We start from the raw sequence: 16,893 nt of genomic DNA, 5'->3' as shown, positions 1-16,893 counted from the left end.
GGTTTCATCAGCATTTTCGGGCCCGACGGGGTTCGGCTCATGGCCTGATCGCAGCCTTCGGTTGCTTCACGCTGCTTACTCGCGAACACACCACTCGCCGCCCACCATGGTCGGTCAAAAAAAGAGTGTGCTCGCCGACAACACAAGGAGTCCGCCTGTGGCTACACGCTACGGAAAAGGGCTGTTGGGATGGGCCGCCGTGCTCGTCATCCTGGCCCTGCTGATCCACTGGATCGGCATCGACACGATCGCGCATTATCGCGACGATCTTGGGTTCTACCTGCAAGCGCACCTGGTTCTGGTGCTGGCTTCGATGGCGGCGGCGTTGGCCGTGGGCATCCCCGCCGGCATTGCCTTGAGTCGACCGCACCGGGTCGACAAAGCCGAGCGCTTCATGCAGTTCTTCAACGTTGGCAACACCATCCCTCCCCTGGCCGTTCTGGCCATCGCCCTGAGTATCCTGGGCATCGGCGCCGGGCCCGCGATCTTCGCGCTGTTCCTCGCCTCCCTCCTGCCGATCGTGCGCAACACCTACGAAGGCCTGAAGAACGTCCCCGCCTCGCTCAAGGAAGCCGCCACCGGCATCGGCATGACCCCGCGCCAGCAACTCTGGCAGGTGGAGCTGCCCAATGCCGTGCCGATCATCGTCGGCGGTGTGCGTGTGGCCCTGGCGCTCAATGTCGGCACCGCGCCCCTGGCGTTCCTGATCGGCGCCAACAGCCTGGGCAGCCTGATCTTCCCGGGCATCGCCCTGAACAACCAGCCGCAGCTTTTGCTGGGCGCCGCCTGCACGGCGCTGCTGGCCTTGCTGCTCGATGCGCTGGTGAGTTTCTCCAGCAAGCGCTGGCTGGAACGCGGCCTGGCCCACTGACAAGAGGGAACGTATGAAGAAGAGAATCGCCTTGCTCCTGGGCGCGGCCCTGCTGTTCGCAGGTTTTGCCCAGGCAGCGGAAAAACCGCTGATCCGCATCGGCGCGCGGGTGTTCACCGAACAGACCGTGCTCGCCGAAATTACCGCCCAGTATCTGCGCGCCAACGGCTTTGACGTGCGTGTCACCGGGGGCCTGGGCAGCAGCCTGGCGCGCCAGGCCCAGGAAACCGGCCAGCTCGACCTGATGTGGGAATACACCGGGGTGTCGCTGGTTTCGTACAACCACATTGACGAACGCATGCCCAGTGCCGAGGCCACCTACGCCCGGGTCAAGCAATTGGATGCCAAGAAAGGCCTGATCTGGCTGACTCCGTCGAAATTCAGCAATACCTACGCTTTGGGCCTGCCCAAGCAAGTGGCCGAGGCTTATCCACAGGTCAACTCGATCAGCGACCTCAACCAGGTGCTGCGTGACGAAAGCCGGCGCAATCATCTGATCGCGTTGGACACCGAATTCGCCAACCGCCCGGATGGCCTGGTGGGCCTGAAGGAGATGTACGACCTGCAGGTGGGCCGCGCAAATATCCGCCAGATGGATGCCGGCCTGGTCTACACGGCCATGAGCAACAACCAGGTGTTCGCCGGCTTGGTGTACACCACCGACGGCCGCCTCAACGCCTTCAACCTCAAGCTGCTGGAAGACGACAAGCACTACTTCCCCGATTACACCGCCGCCCCGGTGGTGCGCCAGGCCGTGCTCGACGCCCACCCGCAACTGGTCGCCCTGCTCAAGCCGCTGGCCGAGCAACTCGACGACGAAACCATGCGCCAGCTCAACGCCAAGGTCGACGTGCAGCACCAGAGCCCGACCTCCGTCGCCGCCGCGTTCCTGCGTGATCACCCGCTGAGCGAGGTACAGCCATGAATCTGCTCGACGCTTTCACCCACCTCGACTGGGCCCTGGTGCTGCAACTGACCTGGCAGCACATCATGCTGGTCGGCATCGCCGTGGGCCTGGCGATCCTCTTCGGCGTGCCACTGGGCATCCTGATGACCCGCTTCCCCGCCCTGGCCGGCCCCCTGCAGGCCAGCGCCACGGTGCTGCTCACCATTCCCTCGATCGCCTTGTTCGGCCTGCTGCTGCCGTTCTATTCCAAGTTCGGCCAGGGCCTCGGCCCGCTGCCGGCGATCACGGCAGTGTTCCTCTATTCGCTGCTGCCGATCCTGCGCAACACCTACCTCGCCCTGACCAATGTCGAGCCGGGCATCCGCGAAGCCGCTCGCGGCATCGGCATGACTTTCGGCCAGCGCCTGCGCATGGTCGAGCTACCCATCGCGGTGCCGGTGATCCTCGCTGGCGTGCGCACCGCTGTGGTGATGAACATCGGCGTCATGACCATCGCCGCCACCATCGGCGCCGGCGGCCTCGGCGTGCTCATCCTCACGTCCATCAGCCGCAGCGACATGTCGATGCTGCTGGTCGGCGCCGTGCTGGTCAGCCTGCTGGCGATCATTGCCGACCTGCTCCTGCAAACCCTGCAACGTGCCCTGACTCCAGAAGGACTGCGCTCATGATCGAACTCAAGAACCTCAGCAAGACCTTCAACGTCAACGGCAAGGACGTCAAAGCCGTCGACTCGGTCAGCCTCACCGTCAACGAAGGCGAAATCTGCGTATTCCTCGGCCCCTCGGGGTGCGGCAAAAGCACCACGCTGAAGATGATCAACCGCCTGATCACGCCCACTTCCGGCCAGGTATTCATCAACGGCGAAGACACCAGCGGCCTGGATGAAGTGACCCTGCGCCGCCACATCGGTTACGTGATCCAGCAGATCGGCCTGTTCCCCAACATGACCATCGAAGAGAACATCACCGTGGTCCCACGCCTGCTGGGCTGGGACAAGCAGCGCTGCCACGACCGTGCCCGCGAACTGATGAGCATGATCAAGCTCGAACCCAAGCAGTACCTGCAGCGCTACCCGCGCGAGCTGTCCGGTGGCCAGCAGCAGCGTATCGGTGTGATTCGCGCCCTTGCCGCCGAGGCGCCAGTGCTGCTGATGGACGAGCCGTTCGGCGCGGTCGATCCGATCAACCGCGAGATGATCCAGAACGAGTTCTTCGAGATGCAACGCGCGCTGAACAAGACCGTGATCATGGTCAGCCACGATATCGACGAAGCGATCAAGCTGGGCGACAAGATCGCCATCTTCCGCGCCGGCAAGCTGCTACAGCTGGATCACCCGGATACCTTGCTGGCGCACCCGGTGGACGATTTCGTCAGCAACTTCGTCGGCCAGGACAGCACCCTCAAGCGCCTGCTGCTGGTACGTGCCGAGGATGCGGCAGACAACGCGCCGTCGGTGAGCCCCGAGACGCCGGTCAGCGATGCCCTGGAACTGCTCGACGAGCACGACCGGCGCTACGTGGTTGTGACCGACGGGCAGAACAAGGCGCTGGGCTATGTGCGCCGGCGTGACATGCACCGCCAGCATGGGGTGTGCGGCGACTTCCTGCGCCCGTTCAATGCCACGGCGTCGCACGATGAGCATCTGCGCATCCTGTTGTCGCGGATGTACGAGTTCAATCGGGCCTGGTTGCCGGTGCTGGATGCGGAACAGGTGTTCCTGGGGGAGGTGACGCAGGAGTCGATTGCGGCTTACCTGAGTTCGGGCAGATCGCGAGGGGGCAAGACCAGCATCGTGTCGCCGGCCGAGGCGGTGGCGTCCTGATCGTGGGGGCGCTTTGCGCCCCCAACGCCGGCAAGCCGGCTCCCACAAAGGCTTGAGCCTGTAAGTTCCCTGTGGGAGCCGGCTCCCACAAAGGCTTGAGCCTGTAAGTTCCCTGTGGGAGCCGGCTTGCCGGCGATTGGGCCGCCGCAGTATCAGAACCCTACACTGGCCTGCACATAGAAGGTGCGCGGCTCACCCACATAGATGCCGGCGTTGTTGTCGCTGGAGCGGGTGAAGTACTGCTTGTCGAACAGGTTCTTCACCCCCGCTGCCACTTTCAGGTTCGACAGCTTCGGCCCGAAGTCATAACCGCCACGGGCATGCCAGGTCACGTAACCCGGAATGTCGCCATACTGCCCATCTGCGCTCGGCTCGGTGATGTAGTCGCCATTGAAGCTGCCATCGGCATTGATCCCGGTACCCGGCGCTCGCTGCTTGGACTGGGCGTAGGCATCCAGATTCCAGGTCCAGCGATTGATTTCATAACGCACGCCTGCGGTGGCCACCTGGCGCGAGTAGAACGGCAGGTCGCGGCCCTTGAAGCCAGGAATGTCCCCTTCATAGGTGGCGCGGGTATAGGTGTAGCCCCCATTGACCGACAGGCCGTCCAGGCGTGGGTCGAGCCCGACCAGGTCATACCGCACAGACGCCTCGATCCCTTGGTGCTTGGTCGCACCCAGGTTGGTCCAGCCCACATCGTTGCTGATGTATTGCAGCTCGTCATCGAAGTCGATGTAGAACGCGGTCAGCTCGCCCGCGAAGCCGCCGTTGTCATAGCGCGTGCCGATTTCGTAGGTCTTGGCCTTTTCCGGTTCCAGGCCATTGGCCGTGCTGTTGCCAGTGCCGCCCTGGCCCAGCTGGAAGTACTGCAGGCTGCCGAACGAGGTCTCGTAGTTGGCGAACAGTTTCCAGGCATCGGAGATGTGGTACATGACGCTCAGCGCCGGCAACGGTTCGTTGCTGGTGATGCTGCGGTTCTTCTCCGGTACCGGTTTGTTGTTGGCGCCCAGCACCGGGCGGTCGCGCCAGTCGGTGTTGATGTGCTCGAAGCGGATGCCCGGGGTGATGGTCCAGTTGCCGATATCGATCTTGTCATCGATGTAATAGGCGCTGGCCTCCGTGCCGCCACTGCGGTCCTGGAACACATGGCCATCGGATGTCGGGGTCTGCGTTGGCACGTTGTCGATCAAGGCCAGGCGGGTGGACTGCTCGCGCATGGCTTCTTTCAGGTAACGGTAGCCGACGCTGACTTCCTGGGTAGCGGGGCCGGTGAAGAAGATTCGCGACACCCGCGGCTCGATGGCGAAGGTGTGGTAGTTGCGCGGGTACGACGACAGGGTCTTCATGTCACGCGAGGCGATGGCGCTGCCGCGGAAGCTGTCGGTGTAGTAGGTCAGCACTTCGAACTGGGTGGCCTCGTCGAGCTGGCGCTGCCATTTGAACGACACGTCCTTGCGCCGCCCGGCGAAGTAGTCGTAGTCGCGCAGCGACTGGTACGGGTTGCTGTCGTACTGCGCCTGGGTCAGGCCACCGGGCATGTCGGCGCGGCCATCGTAGTAGTGGAAGTTGAGCCAGAACTCGTCGACGTCGGTGGGCGCCCAGTGAGTCTTGAGGATCACGTCGTCGATGTCGTTGCCGTTGTTGCTCTCACGGTAACCGTTGCCGTTCACCCCGGTATACAGCAGCGCAACGCCCATGCCGTTGTCGGCGGTCCCGCCAACGAAGGCCGACTCGGTGTGCTTCCAGCCACCGTGCTGCGACGTTTCCAGCGTGGTAGACAGCTCTGCCGAGGCTTTTTCGGGAATCGCGCGGGTGACGAAGTTGATGACCCCGCCGACGTTTTGCGGACCATAACGCACCGAACCTGCGCCGCGGACCACGTCGATGCTGTCGAGGTTGCCCGAGGAGATCGGTGCCATCGACAGCTGCGGCTGGCCATAAGGTGCAAAGGCCGCTGGGATGCCATCGATCAATACCGTCGAGCGTGGCGACAGGCGTGAGGTCAGGCCGCGCACACCCACGTTGAGCGACAGGTCGCTGCCGCCGGTGCCGTTGGAATCCTGAACCTGCACCCCGGGGATGCCGCGCAGCACGTCGCGCACGTTCATCGCGCCCTTTTCCACCATGGCTTCGCGGCGTACCACCGTGCGTGCACCGGGGTGGTTCTGCACCACGGCCTGATCGGCATCACCCAGCCAGTCACCGACCACCTTGATGTCGGTGGGTGCCAGTTCCAGGCTGCCGCTGCCCAGGTCGACAGTGCTCGGCAGTGGCTTGACCACCACGGTGTCCTGGGACATCTCGTAGGTCAGCCCGCTGCCCTGCAAAAGCTGTTGCAGTGCCTCCACCGGCGTCAGCTGGCCGGAAACCGCTGGCGCCTGCTTGCCGGCCACCAGCTCCGAGCTGAAGAACAGTTGCAGGTTGGTCTGCTGGCCTAGCTGGCTCAGCGCCGAAGCCAATGGTTGTGCCTGGATCTGGATAGCGGCGCCAGCCTGTGCAGCCTGGCCGTTGACAGCCACGGTACTGACCGCAAGGGCCAGCGCCAGGGCGCGGAAGCGTGGAAAAGGCTTGTTGTTGTTCACGTCGTCAAACATCCTGAAGGTCGGGATAACGCCAATCGCATGCAAATGGAAATGCTTGGCAGTTGCAGCTGGCGGGGAAGACGAACGAACGGAAAAAAACCTGAATCTATTTCGCGATTATTTCGCGCGAACCATCTTCGTGGTCCTTGATGGCCACCGGCAGGATGCTCGGCAAGGCGCGCAGCAGGGCGTCGGTGTCGTCGATGCTGAAGGTGCTGGACAGCCGCAACTGCGCCACCTTGCCGGGCGCGACCCGCAACGGCTGGGTGCGGTAGCGCGAAGCTTCGGCGACCACCTCGGCCAGGGTGGCGTTGTCGAAGACCAGCTTGCCCTGGCGCCAGGCTGTCAGTTCAGCAGCATTGACCGCGTAGGGGGCGGCCACGTTGCCCTGTACATCTATATGCGAACCTTGACCGGCACTCAGTTGCGCCAGCGCGCTGCCCTTGCCCTGTACGCGCACCGAGCCCTGCTCGACGGCCACGCGGGTGGCTGCCGGGTCCTGGCGCACATCGAAACGGGTACCGGTGACGGTCACCTTGCCCTGGGCGGTATCGACCACGAATGGCCTGGCGCTGTCATGGGCGACACTGAACATCGCTTCGCCCGTGCGCAGCACGATGTGTCGCCGGCCCGGGCTGAAATCGACCTGCAGGTCGGTAGCGCCGTTGAGGTCCAGGTGCGAGCCGTCCGGCAGCTCCACCTGGCGACGCTCACCAAACGCCGTCTGCAAGGTGTCTTGATGATTCAGCTGCTGGTACTGCCAACCGCCCCAGCCCAGCCCCAGAGCCACCACCGCCACGCTGGCCGCCAACGCCCGCTGCAACAGGCGTCGACGCGGCAGTTGCCGCACCGGCTCGGCCTGACACAGCGCTTCCAGGCGCTGGCGTGGAATGAAGTCGCTGGCTTGCCACAACCGCACGAGCTGCTGGTATTCCTCACGGTGCTGCGGATCGACCGCCAGCCAGGCCTCGAGCTGCGCCAGCAGCCCGGCATCGCGAGGCGCATCCTGCACGCGGGCGAACCATTTGGCCGCCTGCTCGCGGACGCTATCGGTAGCGTGCTGTTTCATGGGGAAGGTCTCCTGACTCATCGTGCCGACACATCCAGGTGCTCACGCAGATGTCGGAGCGTGCGGATCATATACTTTTCGACCATGTTCTTGGTCAAACCCATGCGCTCAGCGATCTCGGCCTGGGTCAGGCCTTCGATCTTCTGCCAGATGAATACCCGACGGCAATTGACCGGCAGCTCGGCCAGCGCCCGCTCGACGCTCTCGGCCAGTTCCAGGGCATGCACATAAGCCTCCGGGTCGCTGGTGCCGCTGGCGCCCTCGTCGAAGGCCTCCAGCTCCAGGGCCTGGCGTCGGTCCTCACGGCGAAAACTGTCCACCGCGATGTTGCGCGCCGTCTGATGCAGGTAGGCACGAGGCTGCTCGACCTGCTCGCGCGGGTTTTCCAGTACCCGCACAAACGCATCGTGGGTGAGGTCCTCGGCATGCTGTCGACTGCGTAGCTTGCGCGTCCAGGTGCCGATCAGCTCATGGTAGTGGTCGAGGAAGCCTTTGTGTCCAGACACGGTCTCGGTCGTCAGGGAGGCGGATGAGGGTGCGAATAGTAATGTTTCTCATCAATTGCGGCAATTCCGCCGATCGGTAACAAAAAATTTAAGAGGAATTTCATGCACCAAAGTGCCAATTGGCGTGGCCATAAATATGAACACCTGAAGCCGCATCGCGGATGAATCCGCTCCTGCAGAAAACCGGAAAAGCCCGTAGCAGTGGATTCATCCGCGATGGCCTCCCTGCGGTCTATTCCACAATTTTTTACGCTTGAAACATCCCAGGGAACATCTGCCGGTCACACGAGTCGGTTATTCAAACGATAGGGCCCAGATCCACGACGAACGCGCCCGGATTGCCTGTTGATCTTGCCGTGTTCACGCCCTAAAGTGCGCGCCGAACGTCCATGCTGGAAACGATCCATCCGGCTCAAGTACTGAGTAGGCGAACCAAAGTGGGGATACGGAGGACGTTCAGTTTGCAGCCACTTATCTTTTCAGTTTGCCCATGGAGTCCCTGAGCATGTCGATCCAGGTCGAAGACTATTTCGCGCGTGACACCTTCCAGAAAATGAAGGCGTTCGCCGACAAGCAGGAAACCCCGTTCGTACTCATCGACACCCAGATGATCAGCCAGGCCTACGACGACCTGCGCGCTGGGTTCGAATTCGCCAAGGTCTACTACGCGGTCAAGGCCAACCCGGCCGTCGAGATCATCGACCTGCTCAAAGAGAAGGGTTCGAGCTTCGACATCGCCTCGATCTACGAGCTGGACAAGGTGTTGGGCCGCGGCGTCAGCGCTGACCGTATCAGCTACGGCAACACCATCAAGAAGTCCAAGGACATCCGCTACTTCTATGATAAGGGCGTGCGCCTGTATGCCACCGACTCGGAAGCCGACCTGCGCAACATCGCCAAGGCAGCGCCGGGCTCCAAGGTGTACGTACGTATCCTCACCGAAGGCTCGACCACCGCTGACTGGCCGCTGTCGCGCAAGTTCGGCTGCCAGACCGACATGGCCATGGACCTGCTGATCCTCGCCCGCGATTTGGGCCTGGTGCCATACGGCATTTCCTTCCACGTAGGCTCGCAGCAGCGCGACATCAGCGTGTGGGACGCGGCCATTGCCAAGGTCAAGGTGATCTTCGAGCGCCTGAAGGAAGAAGACGGCATCGAGCTCAAGCTGATCAACATGGGTGGCGGCTTCCCGGCCAACTACATCACCCGTACCAACAGCCTGGAGACCTACGCCGAAGAGATCATCCGCTTCCTCAAGGAAGACTTCGGTGACGACCTGCCGGAAATCATCCTGGAACCGGGCCGTTCGCTGATCGCCAACGCCGGTATCCTGGTCAGCGAAGTGGTGCTGGTGGCGCGCAAGTCGCGTACTGCGGTCGAGCGCTGGATCTACACCGACGTGGGCAAGTTCTCTGGCCTGATCGAAACCATGGACGAAGCCATCAAGTTCCCGATCTGGACCGAAAAGAAAGGCGAGGCAGAAGAAGTGGTCATCGCCGGCCCGACTTGCGACAGCGCCGACATCATGTACGAGAACTACAAGTACGGCCTGCCGCTGAACCTGGCGATCGGTGACCGCCTGTACTGGCTGTCGACCGGTGCCTACACCACCAGCTACAGCGCAGTGGAATTCAACGGTTTCCCGCCGCTGAAGGCTTACTACCTGTAATGCCGAACGGGGCCGAAAGGCCCCGTTTTGTTTTGCCTGCACCGGCCCTGTCGCCGGCAAGCCGGCTCCCACAGGGTTCGGTGTGATCTTTGTGGGAGCCGGCTTGCCGGCGATAGGGCCAGTACAGTCACCCTCAAGTCTCGCGTTGTTCTAACTCTTCGGCATACCGCGCTGCAAAGGCCATCAGCATCGGCCCCGCCCCCTGCAACGTCACCAACGCACTGCGCAGAAAATTCACGTTCCCCTCGAGCCGTGCCCGCTCAAACCAAGGCCCCGCCTCCGCCACCTGCCCACGCTCGACCAGCACCAGCGCCAAGCTGAACATGCCGCGAAAATCCCCCGCTTCTGCCGAGCGCCGGTACCAGCGCACCGCCCTCACCGGGCTCGGGGCCGTGGCGATGCCCTGCTCCAGGTAGCGCCCGTACAGGTTCATTGACTTGGCATGGCCCATCTGCGCAGCCTTCTCGTAACAGAGCAAGGCCTGGGCCTGGTTGGCAGGCACGCCACGCCCCGTGGCCAACAGGTTGCCCAGGTTGTAGAGGCCCCAGTCCAGGCCAGCGTCGGCGGCGCGCGCATAGTGAATAGCCGCCTGGGCCAGATCCTGATCGCCACCCCAGCCATGCTCCAGGCAACGGCCGAGCATGTTGTGCGCCATGGCACTGCCGCCCTGGACGGCGATACCGAACCAGCGCCGCGCCACTACCTCATCCGCCTCGATGCCACGCCCGTCGAGCAGGATCTGCCCAAGCAGCAACTGCGCCTCGACCACGCCCTCCCCGGCCGCCGCCAGGATGGCCTGGGCCGCCTGGCCGGGGCTGTGCGCGAGCATGGCCTTCAGGCCAGCGACATCCACCACCTCATCACGCCGCAACTGATAAGACACGGCTCAGACCTCGGCCCAGCGGCGCAGCAGGTTGTGGTAGGTGCCGGTCAGCTGCAGCAGCGAGGGGTGCTCCGGCACATCGGCGGTCAGTTGCTGGATGGCATTGTCCATCTCGAACAGCAACGCCCGCTGGCTGTCCTCGCGCACCAGGCTCTGGGTCCAGAAGAAGGCTGCGTAACGCACGCCGCGGGTCACCGGGTTGACCTTGTGCAGGCTGGTGCCGGGGTACAGCACCAGGTCGCCGGCGGCCAGCTTCACCTCTTGAATGCCGAAGGTGTCCTGGATCACCAGCTCACCACCGTCGTAGCTGTCCGGGTCGCTGAGGAATAGGGTCGAGGACAGGTCGGTACGCACCCGCTCCGGGCTGCCTTTGGGCTGGCGCAGGGCGTTGTCGATATGAAAGCCGAAGTTGCCGCCTTCGCGGTAGCAGTTGATCAGCGGCGGGAACACCTTGTGCGGCAGCGCCGCTGACATGAAGCGCGGCGTCTGCCACAGTCGGTCGATCAGTGCACTGCCGATTTCTTGGGCCAGCGCATGCCCTTCCGGCAATTGCAGGTTGTGCTTGGCCTTCGCCGACTGGTACCCAGCAGTGACCTTGCCGTCCGCCCAGTCGGCCTGCTCCAGGGCTTCGCGAATACGGGCGAGTTCATCGCGGTCGAACAAACCGGGAATGTGAAGCAGCATGGCGACGGCACCGTCAGAAACTGTAAAGGCGCCAATGATATTGATTCCCTTTTACGTCGCACAAGCCCTTTCGCCGCTTAAGACGTTTCAGCTGGCACAAAACGTAAAGAGAATTTGTAAAGATTGTAAATTCATAGCGAATGGTAACGACTCTCAATTGTGAGTTACAATCGCTTACATTATGATCCGCGGCCTTCACACCTTGGGGAAGGTCCATAACAATGCGTCACGTACCATCTGCAGTGAGCTCACCACGCCTGATCGTGTCCGCCATCGGCGTCGCCCTTAGCGCATCTAGCGCCTATGCCGCCGACCCGGCTGCCAACAATGCCGTGACCCTTGATGCCACCAGCGTCAACGGTAAAGCCGAACAGGCCAGCACCGACTACAAGGTCGAGAAGGCTTCCTCGCAGAAGTACACTGCACCGTTGGTGGATACGCCGCGCTCGATCACCGTGATCCCACAGCAAGTGATCAAGGACACCAGTGCCCTGACCCTGCAGGACGCATTACGCACCGTACCAGGCATCACCATGGGCGCTGGCGAAGGTGGCAACCCATCCGGCGACCGCCCGTTCATTCGTGGCTTCGACAGCCAAAGCTCGATGTACCTGGACGGCGTGCGTGATACCGGCTCGCAAACCCGCGAAATCTTCGCCATCGAATCGGTGGAGGTAGCCAAGGGCCCGAACTCCTCGATCGGTGGCCGTGGCGCTGCCGGTGGCACCATCAACATGGTCAGCAAGCGTGCGCATCTGGGCAACTCGCTCGATGGCGCCTGGACCTGGGGCAGCGATCAGACCCAGCGCTACACCCTCGATGGCAACTACCAGTTCAGCGACAGCGTTGCCGGCCGCCTCAACCTGATGACCCACAAGAGCAATGTCGCCGGCCGCGACGAAGTCAACTACGACCGTTGGGGCGTGGCGCCTTCGCTGGTATTCGGCCTGGGCACCGATACCCGCCTGAGCCTCGACTACTACCACATGGAAAGTGACGACCTGCCGGATTCGGGCATTCCCTACAGCCTGCGTTCCGGCAGTTCGGCCGGTCGCACCTCGGCCAACCCGGACAAACCGACCCATGGCGGTGGTAGCAGCAGCAACTATTACGGCCTGGTCGGCCGCGACTTCTCCAAGAGCCGTGCCGATATCTCGACCATCAGTATCGAGCACGACCTGAGCGACTCGCTGACCATCAAGAACACCTTGCGTCACGGCAACACGCTGCAGGACTACATCTACAGCCAGCCAGACGACAGCAAGGGCAACATCCTCAATGGTGAAGTCTGGCGTCGCCCGAACAACCGCGTGGCCAACACCCGCACGACCACCAACCAGACCGACCTGTATGGTGATTTCTATGTCGGCGGCATGAAGAACAGTTTCTCCACCGGTATCGAACTGAGCCGTGAAACTTCGGTGAAGTCCGGTTACAACGTCACTGGTTTCAGCTCCGGCAACTGCTCGAGCGCAACCGGCCAGATCTCCGGCGTCTGTACCTCATTCCCGAACCCCAACCCGCACGAAGAGTGGGACGGCACCATCAGCCGCACCGAAGCCGGCGCCGACACCGCAGGCAACACACGCGCCATCTACTTCACCGATACCCTGGAGCTCGATCCGGCCTGGTTGCTGACCATGGGCCTGCGCTACGACCACTTCGACACAAAAGCCAAGACCAAGCTGGCCAACGGTTCGACCGCATTCAAGACAAAAGACACCAGCGAATTCGTCACCGGCCAGCTGGGCCTGACCTGGAAGCCTGCTGAAAACGGCAGCATCTACGTGTCCTACGCCACCTCCGCCACCCCGCCTGGCGCTTCGCTCGGCGAAGGCTCCGACGGCAACGCACTGGTGACCGCCACCACCACCAGCGAGCTGAAACCGGAAGAGACCAGCAACTACGAGATCGGTACCAAGTGGGACCTGCTCAATGAACGCCTGGCATTGACCGCCGCGATTTTCCGTACCGAGAAGGAAAACGCCCGTGTACTGGTGGATAACAACACCTACCAGAACGTCGGCAAGACCCGCGTCGATGGCCTGGAGCTGAGCGCCACCGGCAAGCTGACCGAAGCCTGGCAAGTGTTCGCGGGCTACACCTACATGGACGCCAAGCTCGTCGACGGTGGATCGCAACGCGTCGGTACGGTATTCGTCGATGGTTACAACGATGGCAACCAGCTGCCCAACACCCCGAACAACAGCCTGACCTTGTGGACCACTTACAATGTCACGCCGAAGCTGACCATCGGTGGCGGCGCCTTCTACGTCGATGATGTCTTCGGCAACACCACCAACAGCGTGATGGTCGACTCGTACTGGCGCTACGACGCCATGGCCAGCTACAAGCTGACCAAGAACGTCGACCTGCAGCTGAACGTGCAGAACCTGACCAACGAGGTCTATTACGACAAGGCCTATGCCGCCCACTACGCCAACCAGGCGGCAGGACGCACGGCGCTGCTGACCACCAGCTTCCACTTCTAACGAAACATCGCCGAGCCCCGTTCACTACCATGAGCGGGGCTTTTGCGTACCAAGGCATAATGCACCCCGCGCAGCGAGCGGTAGCAAGACAAGGTGATCGATGTGGTGAAGAAGACGCTGTTCCAATTGCACTGGTTCTTTGGCATCACCGCTGGCCTGGTGCTGGCCTTGATGGGCATTACCGGGGCGCTCTATTCATTCCAGGAAGAACTGCTGCGGGCGTTCAACGCCGACGTGCTGAAGGTCGAGGTACGCCACGAGGGCGTGTTGCCGCCGGCCGAGCTGGTGCGCCGGGTCGAGGCCGAGCGAGGCGACAAGGTCTCGATGCTGTGGGTCGATGTCCGCGAAGGCAATGCCGCGCGCATCTTCTTCACCCCGGCGCCCGGCGAACGCCGTGGCGAGCTGCGCTACGCCGACCCATACACTGGCGAGCTCAAGGGTGAAGTGGCCGGCCAGGGCTTCTTCAACCTGATGCTGCAACTGCACCGTTTCCTGGCCATGGGCGACAGCGGCCGGCAGATCACCGGCGCCTGCACCCTGATGCTGGTCTTCTTCTGCCTCTCCGGCCTGTATCTGCGCTGGCCGCGCAAGGCGCTGAACTGGCGTACCTGGCTGACCTTCGACTGGGCCAAGAAAGGCCGTGCCTTCAACTGGGACTTGCACGCCGTGGCCGGCACCTGGTGCCTGCTGTTCTACCTGCTGTTCGCCCTGACCGGGCTGTTCTGGTCGTATGAGTGGTATCGCGAAGGCCTGAACAGGCTGCTGGGCGACGCCCCTGCTGCAGGCCAGCAGCAAAAGCGCGGTGAAGGCCGTGGCCGCCATGGGCCGCAGAGGGTCGACAAGAATGCACCCGCGCTGGTGGTCGACTACGACGCCATCTGGGCCAATCTCAAGCAAGCCGCCGGCCCGGGCCTTGCCTCCTATAACCTGCGCTTGCCACCCGCTGGCGGACAGCCGGCCAACTTGTTCTACCTGCAAGACACCGCCGCGCATCCGCGCGCCTTCAACACCCTGGTGCTGGACCCGGCCACCGGCCAGGTGAAAAGACACGAGCGCTACCTCGACAAGTCATTCAAGGCACAGCTGCTGCAAAGCGTCTACGCCCTGCATGTTGGCGAGTACTTCGGGTTGCCGGGACGTATCATCGTCACCCTCGCCAGCCTGACCATGCCGCTGTTCTTCGTCACCGGCTGGCTGCTGTACCTCGACCGCCGGCGCAAGAAGCGCCAGGTGCGCGCCGCCCGTGGCAATGTCGACAGTGGCAACGCCGGTGCCGGCAGCTGGCTGATCGGTTTCGCCAGCCAGAGCGGCATGGCCGAGCAACTGGCGTGGCAAAGCGCCGGGCAACTGCAGGCTGCCGGCCTGCCCGTGCAGGTACGCGCCCTGGCCGAGCTGGGTGAAGATGACCTGCGTCAGGCTCGCCGCGCGCTGTTCGTGGTCAGCACCTTCGGCGACGGCGAAGCCCCCGACAGCGCGCGCGCGTTCGAACGCAAGGTGCTGGGCCAACCTTGGGCGCTGAACAACCTGAGCTATGCCCTGCTGGCCCTGGGTGATCGCCAGTATCCCCATTTCTGCGGCTTTGCCCGGCGCCTGCAGGCCTGGCTTGGCGAACGCGGTGCAAGCAGTGCGTTCAGCCCGGTGGAAGTGGACAACGCCGACCCGTCAGCGCTGCAACAGTGGCAACAATCCCTGGCGCAGCTCACCGGCGCCCAGCCAGTCACTGCCTGGCAGGCGCCCAGCTATGGCAACTGGACCCTTGAGCGCCGCGAATTGCTCAACCCTGGTAGCCAAGGCCAGCCGGTATACATGCTCGGTCTGCGCCCTGAACAACCTGTCCGCTGGGAGGCCGGCGACCTGGTGGAAATCCTGCCGCTCAATGGACAACCACGGATCGAAACGTTCCTGCGCGGCATGGCGCTGGATGCCAGCACGCCAGTCAAGCTCGACGGCCTGCAGGAAACCCTCGCCCAGGCTCTGGCCGGCCGTCAGCTGCCGACCCACCGTGAGCACCTGGTCGGCCTGCATCCGCAAGCGCTGGTCAACGCACTGGTACCGATCGGCAGCCGTGAATACTCGATCGCATCGATCGCCAACGACGGCGTACTGGAACTGATCGTACGCCAGGAGCGCCACGGCGACGGTCACCTGGGCCTGGGGTCCGGCTGGCTGACAGAGTACCTGCCGCTTGGCGGTACCCTGAGCCTGCGGTTGCGCCGCAATAGCGCGTTCCATTTGCCTGACACTGCGGCGCCGATGATCCTGATTGGCAACGGCACCGGCCTGGCAGGCCTGCGTAGCTTGCTGAAGGCGCGGATCGCTGCTGGCGAACAGCGCAACTGGCTGCTGTTCGGTGAGCGCAACCGGGCACATGACCTACTGTGCGGCGATGAGCTGCAAGGTTGGCTGCAGAACGGCGACTTGGCGAGACTGGACCTGGCGTTTTCGCGGGATCAGGCCGAGAAGGTCTATGTGCAGGATGTCTTGCTGCAGCAGGCCGATGCGGTCAAGCGCTGGGTGGCTGATGGGGCCTGTGTCTACGTCTGCGGCAGCCTGCAAGGGATGGCTGCGGGGGTGGATGCTGCACTGAACGGTATTCTGGGAGAGGCTGCAGTACAGCAGCTGATCGAAGATGGGCGGTATCGGCGGGATGTGTACTAACGGCTTACCGCTTCCTTTTCTGGCAGTGCCCGACGCCAGGCACTGCCAAGTAGCGGCTCAATACACGTCTAGAGCAGGATGATGTTGCGCAACTGGAAGGTGAGAATCTCGCCTTTTTCCACATTCAGGAACACAGGGTAGCAAGGCGACTCACGATAGGCCGCGATGCGTCGCCCACTGTGATCACGCAGGTGGATATCCATTTCCTGCGCGCTTTCCAACGATCCGTCCCACTCACCGAGCACCTCGATTTTCCAGAAGGACGTAGTGGCTTGGGCATCAAGCAACATGTACCACGGAGCCGAAACACCGAGCACTTTGTCTATCATGGTGAATTCATAAAAACCGACATAAGCATTCACGCTGTAACCGAGCTTGCCGTCCTCGATTTTGCCGCGTCTGTCAGCGGTGGGTGAAGTTGAAGCGCAGCCTACGTTGTAATGAACTCGATCCTCCGTGTGCGCTAGATAGCGGAATGAAAAGCGAATGGGATGCAGAATTTCAGGCCGGTCACCTGTATCGATGCACAGCCAGCCGTCATCCGAAACCGAAAGCAGCCTTTCGTGCTCATGCATCGTGACGCTAATAACGCCTTGGTGATTTGCAGTGCTGCAAAAAAGTTCTGCTGTGAAGTCTCTGTGGAACATGGAGCGCCTCGCCAATGATCGGGTGAGTTCGCATATTCGTATTGATGACTTCGCATCATCAGTTCGAAGCGCTTCCCGATCAGCACGAGGGCTCCATGCCTTG

13 protein-coding genes are annotated in these 16,893 nt (G+C 62.5%); 7 read left to right on the top strand and 6 right to left on the bottom strand.

What is annotated here, in order from left to right:
* The first annotated feature begins 157 nt into the window (after positions 1-157).
* Genes KU43P_RS04740 through KU43P_RS04725 form a run of 4 tightly spaced genes read left to right on the top strand, consistent with a single transcriptional unit; the run spans position 158 to position 3,600 of the window.
* Complete coding sequence (locus KU43P_RS04740; RefSeq protein WP_317661276.1) at positions 158-871, top strand: ABC transporter permease; 714 nt, start codon at positions 158-160, stop codon at positions 869-871.
* A 13-nt stretch (positions 872-884) separates the two neighbouring features.
* On the top strand, positions 885-1,796 hold the full coding sequence (locus KU43P_RS04735; RefSeq protein ID WP_317661275.1) for a glycine betaine ABC transporter substrate-binding protein: 912 nt from the start codon (positions 885-887) through the stop codon (positions 1,794-1,796).
* On the top strand, positions 1,793-2,446 hold the full coding sequence (locus KU43P_RS04730) for an ABC transporter permease (RefSeq protein WP_176515377.1): 654 nt from the start codon (positions 1,793-1,795) through the stop codon (positions 2,444-2,446). The genes KU43P_RS04735 and KU43P_RS04730 overlap by 4 nt, the downstream gene beginning before the upstream one ends.
* The gene (locus tag KU43P_RS04725) at positions 2,443-3,600 is read left to right on the top strand and encodes a betaine/proline/choline family ABC transporter ATP-binding protein (protein WP_317661274.1); all 1,158 of its coding nucleotides are present in this window, start codon (positions 2,443-2,445) and stop codon (positions 3,598-3,600) included. The genes KU43P_RS04730 and KU43P_RS04725 overlap by 4 nt, the downstream gene beginning before the upstream one ends.
* A gap of 152 nt (positions 3,601-3,752) precedes the next feature.
* Here KU43P_RS04725 and KU43P_RS04720 read toward each other — a convergent pair whose 3' ends face one another.
* The 3 genes from KU43P_RS04720 to KU43P_RS04710 form a co-directional block, all read right to left on the bottom strand.
* The gene (locus KU43P_RS04720; protein WP_317661273.1) at positions 3,753-6,182 is read right to left on the bottom strand and encodes a TonB-dependent siderophore receptor; all 2,430 of its coding nucleotides are present in this window, start codon (positions 6,180-6,182) and stop codon (positions 3,753-3,755) included.
* A 106-nt stretch (positions 6,183-6,288) separates the two neighbouring features.
* Positions 6,289-7,251, bottom strand: a complete 963-nt coding sequence (locus KU43P_RS04715; protein WP_317661272.1) for a FecR family protein — start codon at positions 7,249-7,251, stop codon at positions 6,289-6,291.
* Between the two features lie 17 nt (positions 7,252-7,268).
* The gene (locus KU43P_RS04710; RefSeq protein ID WP_317661271.1) at positions 7,269-7,757 is read right to left on the bottom strand and encodes an RNA polymerase sigma factor; all 489 of its coding nucleotides are present in this window, start codon (positions 7,755-7,757) and stop codon (positions 7,269-7,271) included.
* Between the two features lie 505 nt (positions 7,758-8,262).
* Here KU43P_RS04710 and KU43P_RS04705 point away from each other — a divergent pair.
* Positions 8,263-9,426 (top strand): type III PLP-dependent enzyme, encoded by a 1,164-nt coding sequence (locus KU43P_RS04705; protein WP_317661270.1) that lies wholly within the window; start codon positions 8,263-8,265, stop codon positions 9,424-9,426.
* A 133-nt stretch (positions 9,427-9,559) separates the two neighbouring features.
* On the opposite strand, the gene KU43P_RS04700 is transcribed toward KU43P_RS04705, so the two are convergent.
* Entirely contained in the window at positions 9,560-10,309 is a 750-nt protein-coding gene (locus tag KU43P_RS04700; RefSeq protein WP_317661269.1) for a tetratricopeptide repeat protein, read from the bottom strand.
* Positions 10,310-10,312: 3 nt separating this feature from the next.
* The gene (locus tag KU43P_RS04695) at positions 10,313-10,993 is read right to left on the bottom strand and encodes a Fe2+-dependent dioxygenase (RefSeq protein WP_317661268.1); all 681 of its coding nucleotides are present in this window, start codon (positions 10,991-10,993) and stop codon (positions 10,313-10,315) included.
* A 221-nt stretch (positions 10,994-11,214) separates the two neighbouring features.
* On the opposite strand from KU43P_RS04695, the gene KU43P_RS04690 reads away from it, so the two are divergent.
* On the top strand, positions 11,215-13,485 hold the full coding sequence (locus KU43P_RS04690; protein ID WP_317661267.1) for a TonB-dependent receptor: 2,271 nt from the start codon (positions 11,215-11,217) through the stop codon (positions 13,483-13,485).
* Positions 13,486-13,587: 102 nt separating this feature from the next.
* Entirely contained in the window at positions 13,588-16,143 is a 2,556-nt protein-coding gene (locus KU43P_RS04685) for a sulfite reductase flavoprotein subunit alpha (protein WP_317661266.1), read from the top strand.
* 68 nt (positions 16,144-16,211) lie between these two features.
* Here the strand turns inward: KU43P_RS04685 and KU43P_RS04680 are convergent, their stop codons facing one another.
* The gene (locus KU43P_RS04680) at positions 16,212-16,790 is read right to left on the bottom strand and encodes a hypothetical protein (protein ID WP_317661265.1); all 579 of its coding nucleotides are present in this window, start codon (positions 16,788-16,790) and stop codon (positions 16,212-16,214) included.
* Between the last annotated feature and the right edge of the window lie 103 nt (positions 16,791-16,893).

Origin of the sequence: Pseudomonas sp. KU43P (assembly GCF_033095865.1) — a bacterium.
GTDB lineage: Bacteria > Pseudomonadota > Gammaproteobacteria > Pseudomonadales > Pseudomonadaceae > Aquipseudomonas.
The sequence above is the reverse complement of the archived record's forward strand: the minus strand, read 5'-3'. Positions and strand labels throughout refer to the sequence as shown.

Coding starts and splice junctions, on each gene's coding strand:
- KU43P_RS04735 (WP_317661275.1), top strand. CDS start 885: ATGAAGAAGAGAATCGCCTTGCTCCTGGGCGCGGCCCTGCTGTTCGCA.
- KU43P_RS04730 (WP_176515377.1), top strand. CDS start 1,793: ATGAATCTGCTCGACGCTTTCACCCACCTCGACTGGGCCCTGGTGCTG.
- KU43P_RS04725 (WP_317661274.1), top strand. CDS start 2,443: ATGATCGAACTCAAGAACCTCAGCAAGACCTTCAACGTCAACGGCAAG.
- KU43P_RS04715 (WP_317661272.1), bottom strand. CDS start 7,251: ATGAAACAGCACGCTACCGATAGCGTCCGCGAGCAGGCGGCCAAATGG.
- KU43P_RS04705 (WP_317661270.1), top strand. CDS start 8,263: ATGTCGATCCAGGTCGAAGACTATTTCGCGCGTGACACCTTCCAGAAA.
- KU43P_RS04695 (WP_317661268.1), bottom strand. CDS start 10,993: ATGCTGCTTCACATTCCCGGTTTGTTCGACCGCGATGAACTCGCCCGT.
- KU43P_RS04690 (WP_317661267.1), top strand. CDS start 11,215: ATGCGTCACGTACCATCTGCAGTGAGCTCACCACGCCTGATCGTGTCC.
- KU43P_RS04680 (WP_317661265.1), bottom strand. CDS start 16,790: ATGTTCCACAGAGACTTCACAGCAGAACTTTTTTGCAGCACTGCAAAT.